Source organism: Streptosporangium sp. NPDC050855 (assembly GCF_044456585.1).
Taxonomy (GTDB): Bacteria; Actinomycetota; Actinomycetes; order Streptosporangiales; family Streptosporangiaceae; genus Streptosporangium; species Streptosporangium longisporum.
This window is the reverse complement of sequence record NZ_JBITFY010000004.1, coordinates 244,946-270,134: the sequence shown is the minus strand read 5'-3', so window position 1 is coordinate 270,134 and position 25,189 is coordinate 244,946. Positions and strand designations below refer to the sequence as shown.

At 74.3% G+C, this 25,189-nt stretch carries 17 protein-coding genes; 10 read left to right on the top strand and 7 right to left on the bottom strand.

Features of this window, described 5'->3' with window-relative positions; all coding sequences use genetic code 11:
- Positions 1–23: 23 nt before the first annotated feature.
- Together treS and ACIBCT_RS11975 are read right to left on the bottom strand one after the other, a co-directional pair.
- A complete protein-coding gene (gene treS / locus ACIBCT_RS11980) occupies positions 24–1,718 on the bottom strand; it encodes a maltose alpha-D-glucosyltransferase (protein ID WP_399187541.1) in 1,695 nt (564 codons plus the stop codon).
- 357 nt (positions 1,719–2,075) lie between these two features.
- On the bottom strand, positions 2,076–3,734 hold the full coding sequence (locus ACIBCT_RS11975; RefSeq protein ID WP_399187539.1) for an asparagine synthetase B family protein: 1,659 nt from the start codon (positions 3,732–3,734) through the stop codon (positions 2,076–2,078).
- Between the two features lie 71 nt (positions 3,735–3,805).
- On the opposite strand from ACIBCT_RS11975, the gene ACIBCT_RS11970 reads away from it, so the two are divergent.
- From ACIBCT_RS11970 to ACIBCT_RS11945, 6 genes are all read left to right on the top strand, one after another.
- Positions 3,806–5,713: a hypothetical protein gene (locus ACIBCT_RS11970; protein ID WP_399187537.1), complete on the top strand. Its 1,908-nt coding sequence runs from the start codon at positions 3,806–3,808 to the stop codon at positions 5,711–5,713.
- A 173-nt stretch (positions 5,714–5,886) separates the two neighbouring features.
- Positions 5,887–6,570: an anticodon-binding protein gene (locus ACIBCT_RS11965; RefSeq protein WP_399187535.1), complete on the top strand. Its 684-nt coding sequence runs from the start codon at positions 5,887–5,889 to the stop codon at positions 6,568–6,570.
- A complete protein-coding gene (locus ACIBCT_RS11960) occupies positions 6,570–7,436 on the top strand; it encodes a neutral zinc metallopeptidase (RefSeq protein WP_399187533.1) in 867 nt (288 codons plus the stop codon). The genes ACIBCT_RS11965 and ACIBCT_RS11960 overlap by 1 nt, the downstream gene beginning before the upstream one ends.
- A gap of 141 nt (positions 7,437–7,577) precedes the next feature.
- Positions 7,578–8,960, top strand: a complete 1,383-nt coding sequence (lysA, locus tag ACIBCT_RS11955; protein ID WP_399187531.1) for a diaminopimelate decarboxylase — start codon at positions 7,578–7,580, stop codon at positions 8,958–8,960.
- Between the two features lie 78 nt (positions 8,961–9,038).
- Complete coding sequence (locus ACIBCT_RS11950) at positions 9,039–10,331, top strand: homoserine dehydrogenase (protein ID WP_344888697.1); 1,293 nt, start codon at positions 9,039–9,041, stop codon at positions 10,329–10,331.
- Positions 10,332–10,642: 311 nt separating this feature from the next.
- Entirely contained in the window at positions 10,643–11,470 is an 828-nt protein-coding gene (locus tag ACIBCT_RS11945) for a polysaccharide deacetylase family protein (protein ID WP_399187529.1), read from the top strand.
- Between the two features lie 116 nt (positions 11,471–11,586).
- Here the strand turns inward: ACIBCT_RS11945 and ACIBCT_RS11940 are convergent, their stop codons facing one another.
- The 4 genes from ACIBCT_RS11940 to ACIBCT_RS11925 are packed head-to-tail and all read right to left on the bottom strand — an operon-like array spanning position 11,587 to position 17,613.
- Positions 11,587–13,347, bottom strand: a complete 1,761-nt coding sequence (locus tag ACIBCT_RS11940; protein WP_399187527.1) for a glycosyltransferase — start codon at positions 13,345–13,347, stop codon at positions 11,587–11,589.
- Positions 13,344–15,266, bottom strand: a complete 1,923-nt coding sequence (locus tag ACIBCT_RS11935; RefSeq protein WP_399187525.1) for a glycosyltransferase — start codon at positions 15,264–15,266, stop codon at positions 13,344–13,346. The genes ACIBCT_RS11940 and ACIBCT_RS11935 overlap by 4 nt, the downstream gene beginning before the upstream one ends.
- Positions 15,266–17,077 (bottom strand): glycosyltransferase, encoded by a 1,812-nt coding sequence (locus ACIBCT_RS11930; protein WP_399187523.1) that lies wholly within the window; start codon positions 17,075–17,077, stop codon positions 15,266–15,268. Before ACIBCT_RS11930 ends, ACIBCT_RS11935 begins: the two co-directional genes overlap by 1 nt.
- On the bottom strand, positions 17,074–17,613 hold the full coding sequence (locus tag ACIBCT_RS11925) for a hypothetical protein (protein ID WP_399187522.1): 540 nt from the start codon (positions 17,611–17,613) through the stop codon (positions 17,074–17,076). The genes ACIBCT_RS11930 and ACIBCT_RS11925 overlap by 4 nt, the downstream gene beginning before the upstream one ends.
- A 253-nt stretch (positions 17,614–17,866) precedes the next feature.
- Here ACIBCT_RS11925 and ACIBCT_RS11920 point away from each other — a divergent pair, with 253 nt between their 5' ends.
- Entirely contained in the window at positions 17,867–19,048 is a 1,182-nt protein-coding gene (locus tag ACIBCT_RS11920) for a glycosyltransferase (RefSeq protein WP_399187520.1), read from the top strand.
- A complete protein-coding gene (locus ACIBCT_RS11915) occupies positions 19,045–20,922 on the top strand; it encodes a glycosyltransferase (protein WP_399187518.1) in 1,878 nt (625 codons plus the stop codon). Before ACIBCT_RS11920 ends, ACIBCT_RS11915 begins: the two co-directional genes overlap by 4 nt.
- 73 nt (positions 20,923–20,995) lie before the next feature.
- On the opposite strand, the gene ACIBCT_RS11910 is transcribed toward ACIBCT_RS11915, so the two are convergent.
- The gene (locus tag ACIBCT_RS11910) at positions 20,996–22,687 is read right to left on the bottom strand and encodes a glycosyltransferase (protein ID WP_399187516.1); all 1,692 of its coding nucleotides are present in this window, start codon (positions 22,685–22,687) and stop codon (positions 20,996–20,998) included.
- A gap of 238 nt (positions 22,688–22,925) precedes the next feature.
- On the opposite strand from ACIBCT_RS11910, the gene thrC reads away from it, so the two are divergent.
- Together thrC and ACIBCT_RS11900 are read left to right on the top strand one after the other, a co-directional pair.
- Complete coding sequence (gene thrC, locus ACIBCT_RS11905; protein WP_399187514.1) at positions 22,926–23,984, top strand: threonine synthase; 1,059 nt, start codon at positions 22,926–22,928, stop codon at positions 23,982–23,984.
- A 199-nt stretch (positions 23,985–24,183) separates the two neighbouring features.
- Positions 24,184–25,188 carry a homoserine kinase gene (locus tag ACIBCT_RS11900; RefSeq protein ID WP_399187512.1) on the top strand — a complete coding sequence of 335 codons (1,005 nt, stop codon included), beginning with the start codon at positions 24,184–24,186 and terminating at the stop codon, positions 25,186–25,188.
- Position 25,189: the final 1 nt, after the last annotated feature.

Genomic DNA, 25,189 nt, shown 5'->3' with positions numbered 1-25,189 from the left:
CTCCCCGGGCCCTGGGGTGCCGCTCAGAACGTCAGCGAGAACCAGTAGAAGCCGTGACCGGGCAGGGTCAGCAGGTACGGCAGGGTGCCCACCTCGGGGAAGCGCACCCCGCCCCTGGCCTCCACCGGGGTCATGCCCAGGAAGCGGCGCAGGTCCAGCTCGACCGGCTGCGGGAACTTCGACAGGTTGTTGACGCAGAGCATCAGGTCGTCCCCGTCCTCGCGGACGAAGCTGAGCACCGCCGGGTTGCTGGACCACAGCTCGTTGTAGACGCCGGTCCCGAAGACCGGGTGGTTCCGGCGGATCGCCAGCATGTTCCTGGTGAAGTGCAGCAGCGAGGCCGGGTTCTTCTGCTGGGCCTCGACGTTGACCGCCTGGTAGCCGTAGATCGGGTCCATCACGGCGGGCAGGTACAGGCGGCCCGGGTCGGCCCTGGAGAAGCCGGCGTTGCGGTCGGGGCTCCACTGCATCGGGGTGCGGACCGCGTCGCGGTCCTCCAGCCAGATGTTGTCGCCCATGCCGATCTCGTCGCCGTAGTACATGACCGGGGAGCCCGGCAGCGACAGCAGCAGCGCCGTGAACAGCTCGATCTGGTCACGGTCGTTCTCCAGCAGGGGCGCGAGGCGACGCCGGATGCCCAGGTAGGCCCGCATCCTCGGGTCCTTGGCGTACTCGGCGTGCATGTAGTCGCGCTCCTCCTCGGTCACCGTCTCGAGCGTCAGCTCGTCGTGGTTGCGGAGGAAGATGCCCCACTGGGCGCTGTCGGGGAGCTTGGGGGTCCGCGACATGATCTCGGAGATCGGCTCGCGGCTGCCCCGGCGCACCCCCATGAAGATGCGCGGCATCAGCGGGAAGTGGAACGCCATGTGGCACTCGTCGCCCCCGGTCGCGGGGTCGCCGAAGTACTCCACCACGTCCTCGGGCCAGCCGTTGGCCTCGGCCAGCAGCACCCGGTCGGGGTAGAGCCGGTCGACCTCGGCGCGGATCTTCTTCAGGTACGCGTGGGTCTCCGGCAGCCCCGAGCAGCTCGTGCCCTCCCGCTCGAACAGGTAGGGGACCGCGTCCAGGCGGAAGCCGTCGATGCCGAGGTCCAGCCAGAACCGCAGGACCTCCAGCATGGCCTCCTGGACCGCGGGGTTCTCGTAGTTCAGGTCCGGCTGGTGGTGGAAGAACCGGTGCCAGTAGTACTGCTTGCGGACCGGGTCGTAGGTCCAGTTCGACTCCTCGGCGCCGACGAAGATGATCGGCGCGTCCGGGTAGCCGGTGGGGTCGTCGGACCAGACGTAGAAGTCCCCGTACGGGCCCTCGGGGTCGTGCCGGGAGGCCTGGAACCACGGGTGCCTGTCGCTGGTGTGGTTCATCACCAGGTCGGTGATGATGCGCAGGCCCCGCCGGTGCGCCGACTCGATCAGCTGCACGAAGTCCCCGAGGTCGCCGAAGTCCGGCAGGATCTTCATGTAGTCGGAGATGTCGTAGCCGCCGTCGCGCAGGGGGGACTCGTACAGCGGCAGCAGCCACAGGCAGTCGACGCCGAGCCACTGGACGTAGTCCAGCTTCTCTATGAGACCGCGCAGGTCACCCGTACCGTCGCCGTTGGAGTCCTTGAACCCGCGGACCAGCACCTCGTAGAAGACGGCGCGCTTGTACCACTGCGGGTCCGCCGAGACGAAGTCCTCGGCCACGGACTCGGAGGCATGGAAAAGGGGGGATGCGTTCATCGTGTTCTCGCTCACGGTGATGGAGGCAGGACGAAGTCACCGGATGCTCCGGCTGATGATGTTTGGTGACCGCGCCGGCGGGAGCCGTCATCCCCACGAGCTCCGTGCCCTTGGACAGACCGAATTTGTGATTCTGGTCCATCCGTTCTGGCGCTTTCTGGGCCGAACACTACCAGCCGGCCGAACGTCCGGAAGCCCTCTTGGCATGGTCGATCGGCCCTCTGGCGCGGAATCCTCCCGGGGGCCGTGCCGAGGCCGCGTAATCGCCGCGTCGCTCAGTGTTCTCCTGCCGGAAACATGGCACGCCGCACGGCGCCCACCTGGGCCGACGCCCGGGGACGCCCGATCGCGGGAGGCTCAGGCCCAGGGCGGGGAGAGATCGTCCAGGTGGTCGCGGTGGTCGCCGATCCAGGCGCCGAACAGCACCAGGCTCCGCACCCAGAAGCGGTCGTTCCAGCCGTGGAAGCGGGCCAGCGCGTCCGGGCCCTCGGCGAGGGCGGCGAGCAGCTGCTCCGACAGCAGCGAGGGCACCGTCTCGGCGACGAGGCCGAGCATCCGGTGGCCGTACCGCCGGGCGGGCGCGGCGGCCGAGCGCAGCGGGACCCGCTGGAGCGGCTGCTTGACCACGTTGGTGGAGGGCAGCGCGGCCACCCGGGGGTCGGCCGCGTGCAGCAGCTCGCGGTAGAAGCGCCCGGCGGCCTTGCGGTGCACGCCGACCGAGAGCGCGGCGTCGAAGAACTCCGGGTGCAGGAACGGCGCCGCGAACGACGCCTCGGGGCCGACCAGGTTGACCGGGGAGCGGGCGATGCCCCGCGCGGTCCGGGTGTGCAGGACCGACAGCGGCAGCTCGGCCCGGTGGCCGTTGAGCACGGCGGTCGACTGCGTGAAGGCCCGCTCGACCGCGTCGGCGATCCAGGACTCGGCCTGCTCGGACAGGAACGGCACCGAGGCCGGTCCCAGCGTCAGCGAGCCGAGCAGCGCGGCCTTGCGCTCGGCCTGCGTGGTGGCCTCCAGCGCGGCCCCGCTGACCATGAAGTTCTTCAGCAGCGGCCCTCCGGCCAGCCCGTCGACGAGGGTCCGGCCCGACCGGTGCACCTCGCGGGCGAACGGGGTGTACCAGGCGTGGTGCGGGGTGAGGAACTCCAGCCGCCGCGCCGCGGCCAGCGCGTCGTCAGGGTAGGCGGCGGCGTCCTGGGGGATCACCCGGTGGCGCACGCCCAGCTCGCGGGTGATCGCCCTGGCGAAGACGATGTCGGTGTCGGTGCCGTCGTCGGGACTGGTCGTCCACGACTCCACGTCGGCCCCGCGCGCCACCGCGACCGAGCAGAGCAGCCGCGAGTCGTAGCCGCCGCTGACCGGCACCAGCAGCGGGCGCCCGTCGAACTCCTTGTAGACCTCGTGCAGGATCTCCAGGATCTCCCCGGCCGTCCGCCCGGCCTCGTAGGGCTCCTCGCGCAGCCACCGGGGCAGCATCCGCTCGGCCGAGATCCGGCCGCTCGCCCGGTCCCAGACCAGCGCGCCGGACCCGGCCAGCCGCCGCACCCCGGCGTAGGGGGTGTCGTCGCGCAGCGGGAAGGTCAGCCGGATGATCGAGGCCCAGGCCTCCCAGTTCACCTCGTGCGGGCCGCGCGCCAGGGCGAGCAGCGGCTCCAGCAGGGAGGAGAAGTAGACCGCCCCGTCGCGCTCCAGGTGGTAGACGTCCACCAGGCCCAGGCCGCCGGCGTGCAGGACGACCCGCTCGCCGTCGCCGATCAGGCCGGGCGTCTCGTAGGTCTCCGCCACGGTGATCCAGGGCGCCGTGCCCTCGGGGGTGCGCTCGCCCCAGGCGAAGGCCCAGGTGCGCTCGTCGCGCCGGTAGGGCGGCAGCGGCGAGGAGCTGAACAGGGCCGCGCCCGGCTCCCGGAGGGCGGGCGTGACCCGCGGCCCGGCCCCGCGCAGCGTCTCCAGGACGGCCTCGTCGAGGTGTCCGATGCCGCCGCAGACGTACGGCCTCACATTGAACGTCGGCCACTGCACCGTGCTGACTCCTCTATGTCGCGATTGACCAAAGGGTATCCTTTCGGCCGGCTGAGAAAACGGAGGACGGCGTGGCGGGCGACCAACTCGAAAGCACACGACAGGCGTTACGCGAGGCGGTGGCTCACGCGGAGCGGGCCTCCGAACTGGCCCGGCTGCTGGACGCGGCGCAGGCCAGGGTCGCCGAGGCGGAGCGTGCGGCCGAGGAGCTGCGGGCGCTGCGGGAGCGGCTGAGCGAGACCGAGGAACGGCTGGAGGCCGCGAACGCGGCCGAGGAGAAGCTCAGGAAGGACCTCGCCGAGCAGCGCTACCAGGCCGAGGTGGCCAAGTGGAAGCTGTCGTCGGTGCAGGTGGCCCGCTGGTCCAGGCTCGGCGACGCGATCAAGACCGGGAAGAGCAACCCGGTACGGCTGGCCCGGGGCCTGCGCGGCGCGGCCAAGCCGGCCAAGCGCCCGACCGCCCCCAAGCGCCAGCCCGTCCCGCGCAAGACCGCCGACAAGCCCGCCGCCCCCGGCGCGTCCTTCCAGGCCACCAGCTCGGTCAGGACCGTCGGCGGCAGGTCGGTGAAGCTCAAGCCGTTCCGCGTCCCGACCGGGCCGAACACCCGCCCGCACCTGACCGCGGCCGTGATCGCCGAACCGCACGGCGAGGCGCTGCTGCGCTACGAGTGGCGCCAGACCACCGGTTTCACGCCGCGCGACTTCGCCCGGGTGCTGGCCGCGGAGGTGCCGCACCTGCTGCTGGTGGAGTCGGTGACCGAGGGCCCGTGGGCCGAGGAGCTGCGCCGGCCGGGGCAGGGACTGCGCGCCCTGCTGTCCTGGTGCGCCCAGCGGGGCATCCGCACGGTCTTCTGGCACACCCGGGGAGAGGTGGACGACCTCGCCCCCGCGGCCGGACTGTTCGAGCACGTGGTGACCGCGCTGCCGGCGTCGGTGAAGTCCTGGGGCGCCGCGCTGGCGACCCGCGAGCCCGAGCCCGGCCGCAGGGCGCCCTCGCTGGGCATCCTGCCGTTCGCCGTCCAGCCCCGGGTGCACAACCCGCTGCCGCTGGCCGGGGACCGGTTCGGGCGGGTGCTGTCCCTGGAGGAGCTGCTCCCGGGGCACCTGTCCTACCCCGACGTGCTCACCTCCTACCGCTGGCCGGTCGCGGTGGACTGTCCCGCGGGCACCGAGCCCTGGCGGATGGCCGAGCTGGCCGCCTGCGGGACGCCCATCGGCACCGAGCCCGACCCGGTCCGCGCGCACGTGGCGCTGCGCCAGGCGTACGCCTCGGGGACGATGACCGAGAAGGTCGACGACCTGCTGGACGCGATCGGGCTGCCCAGCGGCCGGGCCACCCTGAACATCTCGGTGATCATGATCGACCGGGGGGACCTCGACCACACCCTGGCCCAGGTCGCGCCGCAGAAGGGCGTCGTGCAGCTCGTGCTGCTCTCGGACGCCCCGGACGCCCCGGGGCGGGCCCGCGAGGCCATGCCGGACGGGGTGGACGTCACGGTCCGCCGTACCGACTCCGGCCTGACCGTGGGCGGCATGCTGGACCGGGCGCTGGACCTGTGCCAGGGCGACCTGGTGGCCGTCATGGACGCCCGCGACCGGTACGGCGAGCACTATCTGGCCGACCTGAGCAGGGCCTTCCTGTTCACCACCGCCGACATCGTCGGCAAGGCGGCCTACTACGCCCACCTGCGCGACGTGGCCGCGACCGTGCTGCGCCAGCCCTCGGCCGAGTACTCCTACCTGCCCGACGTGGCCGGGGCGACCCTGCTGGCCCGCCGCACGGTGCTGCGCGGCATCGGGTTCGCCGACGTCTCCGACGGCTGGGCCGAGGTGCTGATGCGCCAGTGCCGCGCCGACGGGGTCAAGGTCTTCTCCGCCGACCGCTTCGGCTACGTCTGCCTGCGCGACCGCGACCGGTGGCTGCTGGGCTCGGCCCAGCTCGTCGACTACGGCCCGGCCGAGCCGCACGCCCTGGTCTGACGTCCGCGCCCCCGGCCCGGCCGCGCGTTCTCGCCCGGCGCCCGTCCGGTACGGGGTCGCCGACGTCGTCCGGTCGGGGTCGCCGGTCCGTCCGGTACGGGGTCGCGCCCGGCCTGGCGCGGCCCCGTCACCGAGGGGGAGGGCGGCGCCGGGCCCGGGGTTAGGCTGCCGGGATGACGCCCGCCCGGCTCGACGAGCTTCTCGGCCGGCCGCCGATCCCCCGGGGCACCTGGGCCCGGGAGGCGGTCTACCTCTGCCCGCCCGCCGCGGGCCCCGTCGCGGGCTCCATCGTGGGCCCCGGCGGGGACCCGGAGGCGACGGCCGGGCGGCTGCGCGCGCTGGACGGCGTCTCGGACGTGCGGGTGCGCCCGGGGGGGTTCCTGGAGATCGTGGTGGCCGTGCCGGGCGAGCTCGTCACCGGGATCGGCCCGGCCGGAGCCCCCGCGGTCACCGGCGCCTCCCCGTGGGAGGACCTGCCCCGGACGTGGGCCAACCCCGGATTCGCGGTCAGGTACGCGCACGTGCGGGCGGTCGCCGTGCAGCGCTGGGCGGCGGAGCTGGGCGTGGGCGGGCCCTTCGTGCCGGAACTGCTCGACGGCCGCCTGGACCGGGCCGTGCTCAGGGTGCTGGCCGAGGCGCACGGCAGGAGGGCGAGCCGGGACCCCGGGTGGGCCGCCTACGCCCTCCGGCTGGCCCTGGCCTACCACGACGCGTTCGAGGGGGCCGGGGTGCTCCCGGTGGGCGACGAGGAGCCCTCTCCGCTGCACGCCGCCCGGGTGCGGCTGGCGCGCGCGGTCCGGGACGTGCTGGCCGAGGCGCTGGCGGCCGTTGGCGAGGCGGCCCCCGGCAGGATGTAATGAATCCTCCTGATCGACATGAGAACAGCGGAAAGAGCGGAAGGGGCGCGATGGACGGCTCCGGGGAGCCCCCGCCCGGGACCGGGCGTACGGCCCGGCGGGCGCTGCGCAGGACGCTGCCGGTCCTGCTGGCCTTCGCCGTCGTCCTCGGCGGGCTCGCGTACTTCGGCGACGAGGTGCGGGAGCTGATCGGCACCGCGCCCGGCTCGCCCCGCTCGCAGGCGGCGACGCACGGCCTGCACGAGCGGGCCGAGCCGATCGACGCCCGCTGCGCCACGCTCCCGAAGGACCTGGACGCCGACGCCGGGGCGTCGCTCCGGGCCTTCGGCCGCTGCCTGGACCGGATGTGGACGGCCACCCTGAACCGGGCCGGGATGGAGTACGAGCCGCCCGAGCAGGTGCGGCTGGTCACCTCCGCCTCCCGGGCCGCGTGCGGGACCGGCGACGACGACTGGGCCGGGATCTACTGCCCGGACTCCCGGGTCGTCAACGTGCTGATCGAGGACGACGAGGTCTTCCCGATGATGTTCACGCTCGCGCACGAGTACGCCCACCACGTCCAGGAGGTCACCGGGCTGGCCGACCGGCGCGGCTCCGAGGCGTTCGACGAGGCATGGTCGCGACGCCTGGAGCTCCAGGCGGACTGCCTGGCCGCGGCGACACTGCGGCAGGTGGCCCCGCGACGGCTGGAGCGCCTGCGCGCCCTGGCCGGACCCCAGGACGGCGCCGACGACGACGTACGGGCGGACCACCGGCGCTCGCACGGTTCTGGCGCCAGCGGTGCCGAGTGGATGCGGCGGGGCCAGCAGGAGGGCAGCGTGGCCGCCTGCAACACCTGGGGCGCCCCGGCCGACCAGGTCTCCTGAGCCCTCCGGACGGACCCCGGCGCGAAAATATGTCGCTAAATCGGCAAATAACGTAAAAAGTTCGCGCGGTGGCGGGCGATCCCGTCTCGATGGGTGGGCAATCGTCTCAGGGGGATCACCGGGTCCGATAGCCTCGATCGGGTGAGTCGATTCGCCCATCCCGCCGGTGACCGGCATGCCGAAGTGCTGCCCGAGGAGCGCCCTCCGCACGCACCCGCCGACCTGAACACCCTCGATCCCGCCATCTGGCCGCGAACGTCCGGCCGCGCCGACGGCGCGGTCACGATCGGCGGCGCGGACGTCAGGGACCTGGTCGCCGAGCACGGCAGCCCGCTCTACGTGGTGGACGAGGAGGATTTCCGCTCCCGCTGCCGCGACTACGCCGAGGCGTTCTCCGGCGGTGACGTCCACTACGCGGGCAAGGCGTTCCTGTGCCGCGAGGTGGCCCGCTGGATCATGCAGGAGGGCCTCGGCCTCGACGTGTGCAGCTCAGGGGAGCTCACCGTCGCGCTCAGCGTCGGGTTCCCGGCCGAACGGATCACCCTGCACGGCAACAACAAGTCGCTCGCCGAGCTGGAGCGGGCCGTCGAGGCGGGCGTCGGGCACATCGTGGCCGACTCCTTCGAGGAGATCGCCCGCCTGGGCTTCCTGGCCGAGAAGCACGGCACGCGCCCCAAGGTGATGATCCGGGTCACCGTGGGCGTCGAGGCCCACACCCACGAGTTCATCGCGACCGCCCACGACGACCAGAAGTTCGGCTTCTCGCTGAGCGGCGGCGCCGCGGCCGAGGCGGCCAGGCGGATCCTCGCCCTGCCCCAGCTGGAGCTGGTCGGCCTGCACTCGCACATCGGCTCGCAGATCACCGACACCGCGGGGTTCGAGGTGGCCGCGCGCCGCCTGGCCACCCTGCTGGTGCAGATCAAGGACGAGCACGACGTCGTGCTGCCCGAGCTCGACCTCGGCGGCGGGTACGGCATCCCGTACGTCGAGGGCGACGTCGCGCCCGACGTCAAGGAGATCGCCGACAGCCTGCGGGAGATCGTCGCCAAGGTGGCCGCCTCCGCCGGCCTGCCGGTGCCCAGGCTCACCGTCGAGCCGGGCCGGGGCATCGCCGGGCTCGCCGGGGTGACGCTCTACGAGGTCGGCACGATCAAGGACGTCGAGGGCCTGCGCACCTACGTCAGCGTCGACGGCGGCATGAGCGACAACATCCGCACCGCCCTGTACGGGGCCGAGTACACCGCGCGCCTGGCCTCCCGGGAGAGCGCCGCCGGGCCGATGCTCTCCCGCCTGGTCGGCAAGCACTGCGAGAGCGGCGACATGATCGTGCGCGACCTGTGGTTCCCGGCCGACCTGGCCACCGGCGACCTGATCGCCGTGGCCGGCACCGGCGCGTACTGCCGCTCGCTGGCCAACAACTACAACTACCTCCCCAAGCCCGCCGTGGTCGCGGTCAAGGACGGGGTGTCCCGCGTGATCGTCCGCCGGGAGACCGAGGACGACCTGCTGAGAGGACAGCTGTGAAACGACCTGGAGCGGCGGGGGCGGCCCTCGTGGCCGACGGCCCCGTCCGCCGTGCGAACGAGAGGGGCGTGTGACCTCATGGCACTGAAAGTCGCGCTTCTGGGATGCGGCGTCGTCGGCTCCCAGGTGGTCAGGCTGCTGCACGAGCAGGCCGACGACCTCGCCGCCCGCGTCGGCGCCCCGCTGGAGCTGGCCGGTGTCGCGGTGCGGCGCCTGGGCCGCAGGCGGGACGCCGAGGTGGACCCCGCCCTGCTCACCACCGACGCCGAGGCGCTGGTCACCCGCGACGACATCGACATCGTCATCGAGGTGATCGGCGGCATCGAGCCCGCCAGGTCGCTCATCCTGAGCGCGCTGAACGCCGGCAAGTCGGTCGTCACGGCCAACAAGGCCCTGCTCGCCGAGGACGGCGCGACCGTGCACGCCGCGGCCAGGGCCGGGGGTGCCGACCTGTACTTCGAGGCGGCCGTCGCGGGCGCGATCCCGCTGATCCGGCCGCTGCGCGAGTCGCTCGCCGGGGACCACGTGCACCGGGTGCTCGGCATCGTCAACGGCACCACCAACTACATCCTCGACCAGATGGACTCCAGCGGGGCCTCGTTCTCCGACGCGCTGGGCGAGGCGCAGGCGCTGGGCTACGCCGAGGCCGACCCCACGGCGGACGTGGAGGGCTTCGACGCCGCGGCCAAGGCCGCGATCCTCGCCGGGATCGCGTTCCACAGCCGGGTCACCGCCGCCGACGTGCACCGCGAGGGCATCACCGAGATCACCGCGGCGGACGTGGCCAGCGCAAAGGCGATGGGCTACGTGATCAAGCTGCTGGCGATCTGCGCCCGCTCCGACGACGGCCGCTCCTTCGGCGTACGGGTGCATCCGGCCATGATCCCCCGGACGCACCCGCTGGCCGGGGTCCGCGAGGCCTACAACGCGGTGTTCGTCGAGGCGCGCTCGGCGGGACGGCTCATGTTCTACGGCGCGGGCGCGGGCGGCGCGCCGACCGCCAGCGCCGTGCTGGGCGACATCGTGGCGGTGGCCCGCAACGTGCTGGCGCGCACCCGGGGGCCGGAGGAGTCCACCTACGCCGACCTGGTCGTGCACCCGATGGGCGAGACCGTCACGCGCTACCACGTCTCGCTGGACGTCGCCGACCGGCCCGGCGTGCTCGCCCGGGTCGCCGACATGTTCGCCAAGCAGGACGTCTCCATCCAGACCGTCCGCCAGCAGGGTCACGGCGACGACGCCCAGCTCGTCCTGGTCACCCACCGGGCCAGCGACGCCGCGCTCTCGGCCACCATCGAGGCGCTGCGCGAGCTGGAGATCGTCCGCAACGTGGTGAGCGTCATGCGCGTCGAGGGCGAGGACGCCTCCTAGCGGCGGCCGTCGTCCCCTGACGGCCGGGGTCCCGGCCCCGGCCGTCCGCGTCCGCCCGTCCGGGTGCCGCTCGGGGCCCGCTCGAGTCGCGCCCGGATTCCGGGCCGGGGCCCGCTCAGATCCCGGGCCGGGCCCCGCTCAGGTCCTGGTCGGGCCCGGCGGGAGCCGCGCGTTCGCGGCCCGGGGCCCGGGGCGCTCGTCATGCCGGGTCGGCATGGTTCCTGGGTGTTCGGTAACGGATGATCTCGCGGCCCTCGATGGGCGATATGTTGCCTTTGTCGGTGTCAGCAGTTCCGGGAAGGGGACCCTCCGTGAAGGTCGTTCGTCGGATGGTGGCGTTCCTCGCGGTACCGGTCCTGGTGACGGTGGCCGCACCGGCCGCCCTGGCGGGGGCCGGCAAGCCTCCGAAGGTCAGGACGGTCGTCTCGCTGACCTTCGACGACGGCGACTCCACCCACCCGGCCGTGGCCGGCATGCTGGAGAGACACGGGATGCGGGGGACGTTCTACGTCAACACCGACACCGTCGGCGGCGAGGAGAAGCTGACCCGGCGCGAGCTCGCCCGGATCGCCAAGAAGGGCCACGAGATCGGCGGGCACACCCTCACCCACGTCCGTCTCACCGAACTGACCCGGAGCGAGCAGGAGACGCAGATCTGCGACGACCGCAGGAGGCTCGTCTCCTGGGGGTACCGGCCCGCCACCCTCGCCTACCCGTTCGGCTCGGTCGACTCCGACGCCAAGGCGGTGGCCCGGCGGTGCGGTTACGACGCGGCCCGCGGGGTCGGCGGGCTCAAGGAGTGGGCCTGCCCCGCCTGCCCCGGTGCCGAGACCCTCCGCCCCAGGGACCGCTACGACATCCGCACGCCGGGATCGATCCGCGAGGACACCCTGCTGCGGCACATGAGGCAGCAGATCCTCAACGCCGAGAAGACCGGCGGCCTGGTGCCCCTGGTGTTCCACCGGGTCTGCGACGACTGCGGCCTCTACTCGGTCACCCCCGAGCGCATGAACGACTTCCTCGGCTGGCTCAAGGACCGCAGGTCCCGGGGCACGGTGGTGAAGACCCTCAAGGACGCCGTCGGCGCCCGCCACCGCCCCCTGCCCCCGGCGGAGGACCCGGCGGCCGCACCGGGCTGAGCGAGGACGCTCCCGTCCCGGCCACCACCTCGGGCCGGGTGAGGGCGCTCCCGTCCCTGACGGTCGTACCGGGCCGGGCGGGGACGTTCCCGTCCCCGCCGCCGGGGGCCCGGATCTCACCGCGAGCCCCCCGCGAGCCCCCGCAGGCGGCGGGCGGCGCGGCGCAGCAGGGAACGCTGCCGAGCCCGGTGCAGGGCGACCGCCTCCAGGCGGCGCTGCTCGGCCTTCTCCTTCCACCGGTCGGCGTCGCGCCGTCCCTTGGCGGCGTCGGCCCGGAGCCGCTTGACCTCGGCCTTGAGAGCGGCGGCCTGCCGCCGGGCGCGCTCGGCCTCCCGCGCCCGGGTCTCGGCCGTCGCCCGCCAGCGCGCCGCCTCCCGGTTGCGGTTCGTGGTCCAGGAGGGGTACGCGCGCGCCGCGGGCAGCAGCCGCCAAGACTCGGCGTCCAGCCAGGTCACCCCGTACAGCTCGGCGATCACGTCGTCGATCGGCTCGTCCTCGCGCGCCACCCGCAGTGCCCGGGAGACGGCGGCGGTCCGCTCCAGCCGCGCGGCCAGGACGCCCGTCTCGTCCTCGTCCAGCGCCACCAGCAGCAGGCCCTCGCCGCCCTTCTCGGCCCGCTCGATCAGCATGTCCAGCGACTCGGCCCCCGGGACCCACCCGGCCGGGCAGACGAAGCGGAACGGCGCGGGCGCCGAGGTGGCGGGGACCCGTCCGAGGAAGCGGACGCGGCCGTCGTGGGCGTACTGGCCGTGCAGCAGCCGCAGGTCGAGCAGGGGGTCGTCCAGCGGCGCGGGGCGTTCGCCCTCCAGCGACTCCCACGGGCCGGTCACCGTGACGCGCACGTCGGGCAGGGTGCTGGCCAGCGTCCCGTCCACGCTCGCCCGGACGTCCTCGAAGCGGGCCCCGCCCTCGGCGTTCACCACGACGTCGACGTAGGGGACCAGCCACTGCCGTCCGGAGTCGGTGCGCAGGGTGCGCCGGTAGGGGATCCGGTCGGCGATGAACGGCTCGTTGTGCCGCCTGACCTCGGCGGGCCTGCGCATGGCCGTCGTCGTGCCCAGGTGCCAGCTCAGCGCCCGCTCCTCCGGGACGAACACCGCGCCCGCCTGGGTCAGCCGGTACCCCAGCTCGGTGTCCTCGCCGAGGACCAGCGAGGTGTCCAGCCCGCCCACCTCGCGCAGCAGGGCGGCGGGCAGCGAGACCGTCGCGCCCACGTGGACGCGGTGCAGCAGCGCACCGGGCGCGTCGCGGAAGCCCCGGTGCGCCTCGACGAGCTCGCCGATCCAGTCGTGCCCGTGGTCGGGGTCCTCCTGGAACAGGGTCCCGGCCCGGTCCCCGGCGACGGCGGCCCGCACCTCGGCCGGGGTGGGCGGGGTCCCGTCCATGGCGGTGAAGCGCAGGGTGCCCGTCACCACCAGGTAGTCCGTCAGGTGGTGCCAGCGCAGGTGCGTCTCGACGTGCTCGCGGTAGGCGACGATGTCGGCGTCCATCCGGTGGATCACCTCGCCGTCGGCGACGGCCGTGCCGGTCTCCATGGCCCAGGCGATGCCCCGGCGGCCGGGCGCGGTGCCGACGATCCGGGTCCGCTCGGGGGCGATCTCGGGCAGCCGCAGCCGGGGCGTGCTGCCGTCGTCCACGACGATCACCTCGAGGAGGTGCGACGGGTAGGTCTGGGCGGCGAGCGCGGCCAGCGTGAGGTCCAGCCTGTCCTGCCGTCCCCGGGCCGGGATGACCACGCTCACCGGCAGGCGGGGCTCCCAGGCGCCCGGATCGGCCGGGCGGAGCACCCCGTAGTCGTTGCCCGGGATCCGCGGCGCGTCCACGGGGTCCGGGGTCCGTGGCGCGTCCGCGGCGCCGGGTGGCCGCGGCGCGCTCATGGCGCCTCCGCCGGGAGCTCCATCAGCGCGCTGGGCCGGAAACCCCGCCACTGGCGCTTGTTGCGCCGCAGGAACGTGCCGATCGGCTCGCGCCAGGTGTGGTTCGCGACGTTGCCGCGCCGCAGGATGTAGCCCAGGCCCTGGGTGCGGTAGATCTGCCCGCCCGCGGCCTGCACGGCGTGCTGGAACTGGGCGTCGATCGTCCCGGGCATGGGACGGAAACCGCCCACGGCCTCGAAGGCGGAACGTTCGGAGAAGATGGTCCCTCCGGCGATGAAGTTGGTGATCTGCTCGGTGACCTGCTCGCGGTGGACGGTCACCCCGATCGAGGCGAGGTGGACGAACTCCGGGACCATGCCCACGACCTGGGCACCCGAATAGGAGTGGGCCAGCAGCAGATCGGAGACGAAGTCGGGCCCGTACCAGTCGTCGTCGTCCATCTTCAGCAGGAACGACCCCGACGCCCTGGCCGCGGCCTGGTTCAGCACGGTCCCGAACACGGTGCCCGCGTCCGGCTCGAACACGGTCACCGGATGCTCGAAGGAGGCCAGCGCCCCGGCCACGCCGGGGTGCGCCGCGGAGACGCCGTGCAGGGCCAGGATCACCTCGAACGTGGCGCCGCGCTGCCTGGCGAGCTGCTCCAGGGCGAAGGGCACCATGTCCGGGCGCCGGGTGGCCAGCAGCACCGAGACCGGGGCCGGGGGCCGGGCCGGGGCCCCGAGCTGTTCCCAGCGGGCCCGGACGCCGTGCACGCGCAGCGCCTGCCGGCGCAACCGGACGCTGTGCTCCTCGCGCTCCAGGTCGTCCTTGAGGCCCGGCTCCCCGGTCGAGGTGATCAGCCTGGTCAGCTCGTCCCCCAGGGCGCCCGCCCAGCGCGGCACGGTCTCGCAGACCAGCGGCACCCCGGCCGCCGCCAGGCCGGTGACGACCCGCAGCGCGGCCACCGGCCCGGTGTGGGCGCGCCGCCAGTCCACCCGCACGCCCCGGACCTGCCGGATCCGGTCGACGTCCACGTCGGTGACGCGGCCGGAGGCGTCGAAGACGGTCAGCTCGCGGCCCTCGCAGACGATCGTCCAGCGGCCGGAGCGGACCGACAGGTCGGCCATGCCCAGGGAGGGCACGGTGACGAAGCCCATCGGGTTGACCGAGCGGTCGTCGACCGGCGGGATGGTCCGGGGCTCGGACAGGTCGCCGAGCCCGCTCCGGGCGATCGCGCCCCCGCCGGGCCGGCCGAGCCGCTCCCAGCTCATCAGCGCGGCCTCGGGACGGTCGTCCGGGACCGTCTCACCTTCCCAGTCCGGCGGCTCCTGCCCGACGGCGCGCACCCCCAGGTCGGCCCCGCGGGCGCCGAACCTGTCCGGGACCGGCCCGGCCGGGGGGGCGGGGGCCGCGTTCGGGTCGCCGGGACGCCAGTGGGCCGCCCCGGGACCGGCCAGCGCGGCGACGGGCGCGGCCACCGCGTCCAGCCGGTGCCCGCCGAACGCCCTGGCGGTCGCGGCGAGCGTGCGACCGGCCGGGACGGGTTTGGAGAAGGTGGCCTCGACCACCCAGGACGGTGGTGCCGGCCGGTGGACGCGGAGCTCGACGAGCGCGCGCCAGCGGTGGGCCGGGGTGGGGGAGAGCACCGGCGCGGTGTACCAGTGCGGCGTCTCCCGTACGGCGACGACGACCCGGGCGGCCAGGGGCAGCAGCGCCTGCAGGCTCGCGGCCCTGCGGACGTCGGTCGCCGTCCGGGCGAGCACCAGGACCTCCGCGGCGCTCTCCTCGGCGCCGGGCAGGCCGCCGGTGTCGCCGTCGAGGTCCATCGCCCCGCATGCCTCCAGCTCGCCCGGCGTCTCGAAGCCCACGTGGTAGACCAGCACGCGCCCCTTGCCGGCGCGCTCCCGGGCGGCGCGGACGAGATCGGTCAGGAGTGACATCAGCCGGTCCCGCCCCGGCGCGCGGCCGTCGAGAGGATCCTCCCCAGCGGGCCGCGCCGCCGCTCGTCCCGCAGGCGCCCGGCCTCGTCCCGCAGCCGGTCGGCCTCGGCGCGCAGGTCCCGCAGCTCGCCCTCCAGGCGCCGCGCCTCGCGCTTCCAGCGGGCCGCGTCGGCCCGCCACCTCGCGGTGTCGCCGGTGACGGGTTCGGCCTCCGCGACGGTCGTCACGCCGAACTCGGCGGCGCCCACCCAGAACGACCCGAACAGCTCGTGGACGAGGCCGTCGAGGTCCGCGGGCGCGCCGTCGGCGGTCTCCCCGGCGTCCGGGGCCGGAACAGGGACCCCAGGGACCCCGTCGTCGGCCACCAGGGCCGCCCTGGCGAAGGCGGCGGTGCGCTCCAGCCTGGCCGCGCCGACCCCGGCGGCGCTCTCGTCGAGGGCCACGCTCAGCAGGCCGTACCCCTCGCGCTCGGCGAGGGCGACCAGTTCGGCCAGGCTGCCGGGACCGAGCGCCCACCCCGCGGGCAGCAGGAGCCGGAACGGCGCGGGCGCCGAGCTCGCGGGCACCCGTTCGGTGAAGGAGACGCGCGGCTCGTGGGCGTACAGGTTGTACACCAGCCGCAGGTCGAGCAGCGGCTCGTCCAGGGAGGGGCGGCGCCCGGCCGGGAGCTGCGTCCACGGGCCCACCACGGTGACGGCGACGTCGACCAGGGTGCCCGCGAGCGCGGCGTCCACGCATCCCCGCACGTCCTCGTAACCGGTGCCGCGCGCGTCGACGATCACGTGCACGTACGGCACCAGCCAGTTCCTGCGCGGGTGGGTGCGCAGCCAGCGAAGATCCGGGATGAGGTCGGGCAGCACCGACCAGTTGTGCCGGTGCACCTCCTTCTCCCTGACCATGACCGTGGACGGGCCCAGGTGCCAGGCCCGGGCCCGGGGGTCGGGGACGAAGACCGCGCCCGCCTGGGCGAGGCGGAAGCCCAGGTCGGTGTCCTCGCCCATGTTCAGCGTGGTGTTCACCCCTCCCACCGAGCGCAGCAGCGCCGCCGGGACCGAGGTGCTGGCCCCCGAGTGGAGCCGGTACGCCCCGGCGCCGGCGTCCCGCAGGAGGCGGGTCCCCTCCAGGATCCCCGCCCGCCACGCGTGCGGCGCCGACTCGTCGAACAGCTTCTCCGCGTCCCCCGCGGCCACGGCCTCGAAGATCTCCCCCGGGCAGGGGCCGGTCTCCTCCGGGGTGAAGCGGACGTCGCCCATCACGACGGCGTAGGGGACGACGTGGTGCCAGCGCATGTGCGCCTCCACGTGCTCCCGGTCCAGGATCACGTCGGAGTCGACCCAGTGCAGCACGTCCCCGGCGGCCTCGGCGGCACCGGTCTGGCGGGCCCAGCCCCGCCCCCAGCGGCCGTCGGGGACCCGGACCAGACGGGTCGCGGCCGGGGCGAGCGCGGGCGGGCGCAGCGGCGGGTCGCTGCCGTCGTCGGCGACGACCACCTCCATCAGGTGCGCCGGATAGGTCTGCGCGGCCAGGGCGGCGAGCGTGCGCTCCAGGGACTCCTGGCAGTCGTGCGCCGGGATCACCACGCTCACCCTGAGCCAGGGCTCCCACTCGCCCACCTCGGGCGGGACCAGCGATCCGTGGTCGTTGTGCCTGACCCTGGCGCGGGGGACGGCCCCTGGCCCGGTACGCGGCGCGGCCGGTCCGGCGGGCACGGTCCCGGGGACCGGGACGGGGACGGGGGCAGGGGTGGGGGCGTCCGCGCGGGCGGGCCCGGGGCCGCCCGCGCCCGGGGAGGCGGGACCGGTCGCGGTCACGCTTCCCTCTCCGACAGGACCCGGCCCGTCCCCTCCCGGGACGGGCCCTGCCCGTGCGCGGCCTGTCCGTGCGCGGCGGGCGCGTACGGGGCCTGCCCGTGCGCGCTCTCGGCCGGGTGCGAGAGCAGGTCGCGGACCGTCTCCTCGATCTGACGGCGTCCCGGCGCGAAGGCCAGCCGGTCCTCGCCGAGGGAGACCAGGATCGCCTGCAGATCCTCGTCCCGCCTGTTCTCGTGCTTCTCGATCAGCGCCGTGATCTCGTCCAGTCGACGGTCCAGCCGCTCCGCGACCGTCTTGACGGTGGCCATCTCGGCCTCGTGACGCTTGACGCGGGCGTCGATGCGCAGGGCCTTTCCGTCCACCCTGCGGACGGTGAGGATCATCAGCAGCTGGACGGCCAGGACCGTCGCCAGGGCGCCGAGCACGAGGGCCGCGGTGACCGAGACGATCCCGGTGATCGCGAGCAGTGCCAGCGTGATCAGGACCAGCGGGCCGACGATCGCCGCGAGAAGCGTCAGTTTTCGGGGCGTGGGCATCCGCGCCTACCTTCCGTGCCGCTCTTCTTCCTGGTGTTACCTGTCGTGTGAGGGGAGATAAGCGAGGCTATCCGCCCTGCAAGCGCAAATATGTCGATAAATGGGAATTCGAAGGTTCCTGTGACCCATGTGACAGGTGAGGCACAGACCCGGGGGACGACCTGGGCGGCGGGACGCGTCACCGTCGGCGACCGTCCATGCCGGGTATGAAGTGCGGTGAAAACGGATCTTCCGGGCTCGCTATCCTTCGCTGGTGCCCGCGCCGTCCGCCTCGCTCGCCCCCGCCCCGGCTCCCGTCGTCCCCGCGACGCCGGTGGGTTTCCTGCGCCCGGCGGACGGGGAGACCGCCGAGCTGACCTGGGACGGCCGGGGCTGGTCGGCCGCGGGCGAGCCGCTGGGCGCCCGGCCGGACGCCGCCTGTGCGGCCCGTCTGCGCCCGCTGCACGGGCTGGTCGTACGGTGGCCCTCCTCCCCGGTGCCCGTGGACGCGGTGATCGGGCTGGCCGCCGCGGGGGTGCCGCTGCATGCCGCGGCCTCGCCGGACTGGACGGACCCCGTCCTGGCCCGCCTGCTCGCCTCCTGGACGCCCGGCGAGGGCGGTGGTGCCGGTGCGACGCCCGGCGAGGGCGGTGGTGCCGGTGCCCGGTCGGTCACCGCCCTGCGCAGGGAGGAGCAGAGCGTGCGGCTGCGCCGTCACGGGCTGCGCGAGTACGCGAAAGGCGGCCGGACGGCGACGGCGGAGCCCGAGGTCAGCGTCGTGATGGCCAGCAGGAGACCGCACCTGCTGGGCTTCGCGCTCGGCCAGATCGCCCGGCAGCGCCGGGTCGGGGTCGAGGTCGTGCTGGGCCTGCACGGGGTGCCCGCCGACCACGAGCCGGTACGCCGGGCGGTGGGCGAGTGCGGCCTGCCCGTCACCGTGGTCGAGGCGGCCGAGGAGACGCCGTTCGGGGAGGTGCTCAACCTGGCGGCCTCCCGGGCGGGCGGCGACCACCTCGCCAAGTGGGACGACGACGACTGGTACGGCCCCGAGCACCTGGCCGACCTGCTCCTGGCCAGGTCCTACGCCGGAGCGGACATCGTGGGCACCGCCGCCGAGTTCTTCTACCTGGAGCCGCTGAACGCCACGATCCGCCGTACCGACTACACCAGCGAGGTCTGGTCCGAGCACGTCGCCGGAGGCACGATCCTGATCCGCAGGGACGACTTCGCCGACCTGGGAGGCTTCCCCCCGCTGCCCAGGGCGGTCGACGCCGGGCTGCTCAAGGCCGCCCACGCCGCCGGGGCACGCGCCTACCGCACCCACGGCCTCGGGTACGTGCTGCGGCGCCAGATCGAGGCCCGGCACACCTGGCGGCTGCCCCTGGCCCACTTCCTCCGCGTCGCGTCGAACCAGTGGCGCGGCTTCCGCCCGAGCCTGATCCTGGAAACGCCATGACCGCACGGATCGCCGGCAACGACTACCGCGGCCTCACACCCCCCGCCTCAGGGGCCTGGACGCCGTCGCTGCGGGTCAGCGTGGTCGTCCCCGCCTACGGTGACCAGGAGAAACTCGATCTGGCGCTCGCCGGGCTGGCCGGTCAGACCTACCCGGCCGCCCTGACCGAGGTCGTCGTGGTCGACAACGGCAGCGAGCCGCCGCTGCGCCTGCCGGACCTCCGCCCGCCCGGGACCCGCCTGATCGTCTGTCCCGTCCCGGGCCGGGCCCACGCCCGCAACGCCGGGCTGTCGGCCGCCACCGGAGACGTGATCCACTGGCTGGACTCCGACGTGGTCCTCGACCGAGGGTCGATCGAGGCGCACATGCGCTGGCACCACGCGGCCCCGTACCTGGTGGTCACCGGGTACCTGCGCTTCACCCCGGCCGCGCTGCCCGCGCCCGGGACGGTGGCCGCGGCCGACGACCTCGCCGCGATCTTCGAGCCCGCCGAGCCGCACGCCTGGCTGGTCGATCTCGTCGACCGCACCGACGGCCTCACCGCCAACCCGCACCGTGCCTTCAGCCTGCACGTCGGCGGCGCCACCTCGGTCAACGCCGCGCTGCTCGCCGCCGCCGGGCCGATGGACACCGACCTGATCCTCGGCCAGGACACCGAGCTGGGCTACCGGCTGGCCCAGGCGGGGGCCGTCTTCGTCCCCGAGCCGCGCTCGCGCGCCTTCCACCTGGGCCCGACCATGCGCATGCGCGACAAGGCCCGGATCGACCGGGTCAGCCACGCGTTCGTGGCCGACCGCATCCCGTCCTACCGCTGGCTCCGCTCGCACCCGGCCAGGCAGTGGAAGGTGCCCTACGTCGAGGTGATCGTCGAACCCGCGGCACGGCCGGGCCGGAGCGACGGGCACGACGGGCACGACGGGCACGACGGGCACGACGGGCACGGTGGTGGACACGGGGACGGGCAGGAGCACGGGCGCCGCCCCGGACACGGCCACCGGTACGGCTACGACGAGGTCCGCGCCACCGTCGACGCCGTGCTCGCGGGCACCGTGCCCGACGTGGCGGTGACCCTGACCGGGCCGTGGGGGCGCGTCGGCACCGAGGGGCGCGCGCCGCTGAGGGACCCCGACCTGGACCTGGCGCTGATCCGCGGCCACTACGCCCACGAGCCCAGGGTCCGCCTCGTCGACTCCTCGCCCGAGTCCGGCTCCGGCACCGAGTCCGTCACCGAGTCCGTCACCGAGTCCGTCACCGAGTCCGTCACCGAGTCCGTCACCGAGTCCGTCACCGGCACCGGCACCGGTTCCGCCGTCGGGGCGGTCCCGTTCCGGTTCAGGCTGCCCGCCGGATGGGTGCCCGGCGAGGACACCCTGGCGCGCCTGCTCGACCTGGCCGCCGACGAGGGGTACGGCCTGGTCTCGGTGCTGCTGGCCGAGGGAGCCGACCCCACCCGGGAGGCGGGGCCGATGATCGTCACGGCGCGTCTGGAACGGACCGCCGCCTTCGCCCGTGCCGCGATCGTGCGCGAGGAGGGCGAGGACCTCGACGACGCCGTGGAGGACACCTTCGGCGTGATCTGGGTGGACGGCGAGAGCTACGGGTTCGCGTCCGAAGCCCGTCCCATCACCGGTCGCCGGGGCGCCCACCGGGCCAGGATCGAGGCCGAGGCCGAGGTGGCCCGCCTCACCAGGGAGACCGAGCGGCTCAGGGGCCAGGTGGCCAAGTGGCGCGACGAGGCGGGCCGCTGGCGCAGGAACACGGTCGAGCTGCGGCGCGAGGTCGGCGCCCTGCGCAAGGACCTGGCCGCGGCCAGGAAGGTCGTCCAGTACGGGCTGCTGTCCTCGGTCAGACGGGCCATCACCCGTCGCCGCTGATCTTCCCCGGGCCCTGTCCCGGTGGACGCGAGGTCCGGTCTCGCCCGCGCGCTCCCGTACCGGCGGCGGGGCCTCAGTTCTTCAGGGCGGTGCGCAGCCTGCCGAGAAGGGAACGGCGCTCCTCCTCGGGCCGGGGCCGCGCCGGAGCCTGTCCCTGAGCCCGGTCCCGGTCCCGGTCCTGATCCCGTGACCGTGCCTGGTCCTGGTCGCGGGACCGTCCCCGGTCCTGCTCCCGGTTCTGATCCCGGGGTCGTGCCGGGGACGCCGGGGACGCCGGGGACGAGGGCCGGGCGGGGCCGGTGCCCGCGGCCCGCCCGGAGGCGGGTGCCCCGGCCCCGGTGACGGCCGGTGCCCCGTCGGCGGCCGGTGCGCGGGACGCCCTCCCGGCCGGCCAGAACTCCGCCCGGTCGCCCCGCAGCACGCCGTGGGTGGCCTCGACCGATGCCGCCACGTCCTGCGCGCCGAGCAGCCTCGCCCGGCCCAGCGCCTCGGTCCGCTCCAGCGTCGCCGTGCCCGCGTCGCCGAGATCGACGACGAGCATGCCCCACCGGTCCTCCTGCACGCGGGCGATCATGCGCTCCAGCGAGTCCCGTCCGAGCGGGACCGAGACCGGGCCGGTGTAGCGGAACGGGATCGGGGCCGGGGTGGGGGAGACCTCGTCGGCGAACCGCACCCGCTCGTCGTGCGCGAAGTGCTCGCGCAGCAGCCGCAGGTCGAACAGGGGGTCGTCCGGTTCCGGACGGCCGTCGCCGGCCAGACGCGACCAGGGCGCCACCAGGGTGACGATCACGTCGCCGAGCGACCCGTCGAGCGCCGCGCCCACCGCCTCGCGGATCGGCCCGGCGGGCCCGCCCGCGTCGAGCACCACCTCCACGTACGGGACCAGCCAGTGCCGGCCCCGGTCCTTGCGCAGGTCGCGGCGGAGCGGCACCCGGTGGGCCAGGTAGGGGGCCACCAGCCGCACCGCCCGGTCCCGGTCCCTGCGCTGGGCGGGAAGCCCCAGGTGGACGGCCTGGGCCGCCATGTCGGGGACGAAGACCACGCCGTGCGCGGCCAGCCGGTAGGCGAACTCGGTGTCCTCGCCCCGCAGCACCGCGGGGTCCAGCCCGCCCACGGCCTCGAAGATCTCCCGCCGCATCGACACCGTCGGCCCGGTGCACACGTGGTAGGGGTTGCGGCTGCTCCTCAGGCCGTCGGTGCGGGCGATCGTCTGCTCGGTGGAGCTGGGCAGCGCGGCCGTCAGGTCGAAGATCGAGCCCAGGGAGCCCGCGCGCACGCCCTCGTGCACCTGCTCGGGCGTCAGGACGGGTTCCTCGACGAACCTCTTCGCGCCGATGGCGACCACGTGGTCGGTCAGGTGGTGCCAGCGGGCCAGCGCCTCGATGTGCTCGCGGCAGACGACCATGTCGGCGTCCAGGCGCTGGACGACGCGCCCCCGCGCCAGTGCGGCGCCGGTGTTGACCGCGTGGGCGATGCCCCACCCCGACGGGCCGGCCCGCACGATCCTGGTGTCCGGCGGGGTGATCTCCGGCAGCCGCAGCGGCGGTTCGCTGCCGTCGTCGACCACGATCACCTCCATCAGGTGATCCGGATAGGTCTGCGCGGCCAGCGCGGCGAGGACCAGGTCGAGCCCGTGCTGCCCGCCCCGGGCCGGGACGACCACGCTGACCGGGAGTTCCGGCTCCCATTCACCCAGTACGGGCGGGACCAGCGGTGAGTAGTCGTTGTGCCGGATCGGCGGCAGATCGGCCGCCCCGCCCCTCATGATGTGACAACCCCTCGTCCGTTCGGAGAACCGTGTTCCACGATCAGTCGAGCCCTCGTCGAGGCCCCTCGAACCCGGCAGACCATACCGGCCCATTCTGAGTGCTTCCTGGGGACAGGACGCGCGGCCTGTCCATCTGGTGGACCACGGATCCCGGAACCGGGCGGGTTGCCCGTAGACTCCTTTCTCAACACCGCAGGTGGCGCGCCCGGACCGGCCGGGCGCGGGAGGAGTGATCATGACCAGGGCGTGGCGTGGCCTCATCGAGGAGTACCGTGACCGGCTGCCGGTCACCACGACGACGCCTGTCGTCACGCTCCTGGAGGGCGGCACCCCGCTCGTCCCGGCCAACCGGGTGTCGGCGCTGACGGGCTGCGAGGTCTACCTGAAGGTCGAGGGGCTCAACCCGACCGGCAGCTTCAAGGACCGCGGCATGACCATGGCCATCAGCAAGGCCGTGGAGGAGGGCGCGAAGGCCGTCATCTGCGCCTCCACCGGCAACACCAGCGCCTCCGCCGCGGCCTACGCGGTCCGCGCGGGCCTGACCTGCGCCGTGCTGGTGCCCCGGGGCAAGATCGCGATGGGCAAGCTGGCCCAGGCGCTGGTGCACGGGGCGAAGCTGCTCCAGGTCGAGGGCTCCTTCGACGACTGCCTGGAGATGACCAGGAAGCTCTCGGAGAGCTACCCGATCGCGCTGGTCAACTCGGTGAACCCGTTCCGGCTGCAAGGGCAGAAGACCGCCGCCTTCGAGATCGTCGACACGCTCGGGGACGCCCCCGACATCCACTGCATCCCGGTCGGCAACGCCGGCAACATCTCGGCGTACTGGATGGGCTACACCGAGTACGCCGGGGACGGCGTCGCGACCCGGACGCCCCGCATGTTCGGCTTCCAGGCCAGCGGCGCGGCGCCGATCGTCGGCGGCGCGCCGGTGACCCACCCGCACACGATCGCCACCGCGATCCGCATCGGCAACCCCGCCTCGTGGGGCCTCGCCGAGGCCGCCAGGGACGAGTCCGGCGGCGTCATCCAGGCCGTCACCGACCGCCAGATCGCCGCCGCGTACAAGCTGCTGGCGCAGGAGGAGGGCGTGTTCGTCGAGCTGGCCTCCGCCGCCAGCGTGGCGGGCCTGCTGCAGGCGCACGGGCAGGGGCTGGTCGAGCCCGGGCAGCGCATCGTGTGCACGGTGACCGGGAACGGCCTCAAGGACCCCGACTGGGCGATCTCGGGCGCCCCGACGCCGGTGACGATCCCGATCGACGCCCACGCCGCGGCCACCGCCCTCGAACTCGCCTAGTGACCCCGGCTCGTCCGGATCCACCGCCGGGCCGCCCCCGCGTCCCCGCACGGCCCGTACGGCCCCGCGTGACCTCGCGGCGCCGTCCGCCACCGCGCGCGTACACGGGTACGGCAGCAGACACCCCGCCGAGCGGGGCAGGAAGGAGAGGTGACGTGTCCGCCATGGCCACACCGGGGGGCCTGGCCCCCGGACACCGATGACCGCCGGCAGGGTGATCGTCCAGGTTCCCGCGACGTCGGCCAACCTCGGTCCCGGTTTCGACACGCTGGGACTGGCCCTCGGCCTGTACGACGAGGTCGAGGCCGAGCTGTTCGAGCCCTCCGCCGGGACCGGCTCCCGGAGCGTCGTGATCGAGGTCGAGGGGGAGGGGGCGGGCGAGCTCGACGACGGGGAGGGGCACCTCATCGTCACGACGATGCGCGCCACCTTCGACGCGGTGGGCTTCCCGCAGCCGCGCGGCATCCGGTTGCGCTGCCTCAACCGCATCCCGCACGCCCGCGGCCTGGGGTCCTCCTCGGCGGCGATCTGCGCCGGGATCCTCGCCGCCCGCGCGCTGGCGACCGCCTCCCGCCCGCAGGGCCCGGCCGGTGACCCCGGGGCCGTCGACGGCGTCCTGGTCGGGGACCCGTCCGGAGACGGCGATCTCACCGACGACGGCGTCCTCGCGCTGGCCACCGCGATCGAGGGCCATCCGGACAACGTGGCGCCGTGCCTGGCGGGCGGGCTCACCATCGCGTGGACGGACGACGCGGGCGTGCCGCACCTGGTGCGGCTGCTCCCGCACCCGGACGTCCGCCCGGTCGTCATGATCCCCCGGTTCCGTCTCTCCACCGAGGTCGCCCGCGGGCTGCTGCCCGAGGACGTCCCGCACGCCGACGCCGCCGCGAACGCCGGGCGGGCCGCGCTGCTGATCGCCGCGCTGACCGCGCGGCCGGAACCGGACCTTCTGCTGGCCGCGACCGAGGACCGGCTCCATCAGGGGTACCGCGCCCCGGCGATGCCGCACACGGCCGACCTGGTACGACGGCTGCGCAAGGCCGGCGTCGCGGCGGTCGTCTCGGGAGCGGGTCCCACGGTTCTTGCGTTTTCCACGCCGAATACGCAGGATTCGATGGTGGCGGAAGTGGGTAATGACTGGCACATCCAGCCACTGGATGTCGAAACCCGGGGTGCCCGCGTCGTTTCTCCCGAGACACGCTGAC

What these genes read in the sequence shown, in the direction of transcription:
- treS (WP_399187541.1), bottom strand. Translation starts at nt 1,718, where the DNA reads ATGAACGCATCCCCCCTTTTCCATGCCTCCGAGTCCGTGGCCGAGGAC.
- ACIBCT_RS11965 (WP_399187535.1), top strand. Translation starts at nt 5,887, where the DNA reads ATGACGCCCGCCCGGCTCGACGAGCTTCTCGGCCGGCCGCCGATCCCC.
- ACIBCT_RS11960 (WP_399187533.1), top strand. Translation starts at nt 6,570, where the DNA reads ATGAATCCTCCTGATCGACATGAGAACAGCGGAAAGAGCGGAAGGGGC.
- ACIBCT_RS11950 (WP_344888697.1), top strand. Translation starts at nt 9,039, where the DNA reads ATGGCACTGAAAGTCGCGCTTCTGGGATGCGGCGTCGTCGGCTCCCAG.
- ACIBCT_RS11940 (WP_399187527.1), bottom strand. Translation starts at nt 13,347, where the DNA reads ATGAGCGCGCCGCGGCCACCCGGCGCCGCGGACGCGCCACGGACCCCG.
- ACIBCT_RS11935 (WP_399187525.1), bottom strand. Translation starts at nt 15,266, where the DNA reads ATGTCACTCCTGACCGATCTCGTCCGCGCCGCCCGGGAGCGCGCCGGC.
- ACIBCT_RS11925 (WP_399187522.1), bottom strand. Translation starts at nt 17,613, where the DNA reads ATGCCCACGCCCCGAAAACTGACGCTTCTCGCGGCGATCGTCGGCCCG.
- ACIBCT_RS11915 (WP_399187518.1), top strand. Translation starts at nt 19,045, where the DNA reads ATGACCGCACGGATCGCCGGCAACGACTACCGCGGCCTCACACCCCCC.
- ACIBCT_RS11910 (WP_399187516.1), bottom strand. Translation starts at nt 22,687, where the DNA reads ATGAGGGGCGGGGCGGCCGATCTGCCGCCGATCCGGCACAACGACTAC.
- thrC (WP_399187514.1), top strand. Translation starts at nt 22,926, where the DNA reads ATGACCAGGGCGTGGCGTGGCCTCATCGAGGAGTACCGTGACCGGCTG.
- ACIBCT_RS11900 (WP_399187512.1), top strand. Translation starts at nt 24,184, where the DNA reads ATGACCGCCGGCAGGGTGATCGTCCAGGTTCCCGCGACGTCGGCCAAC.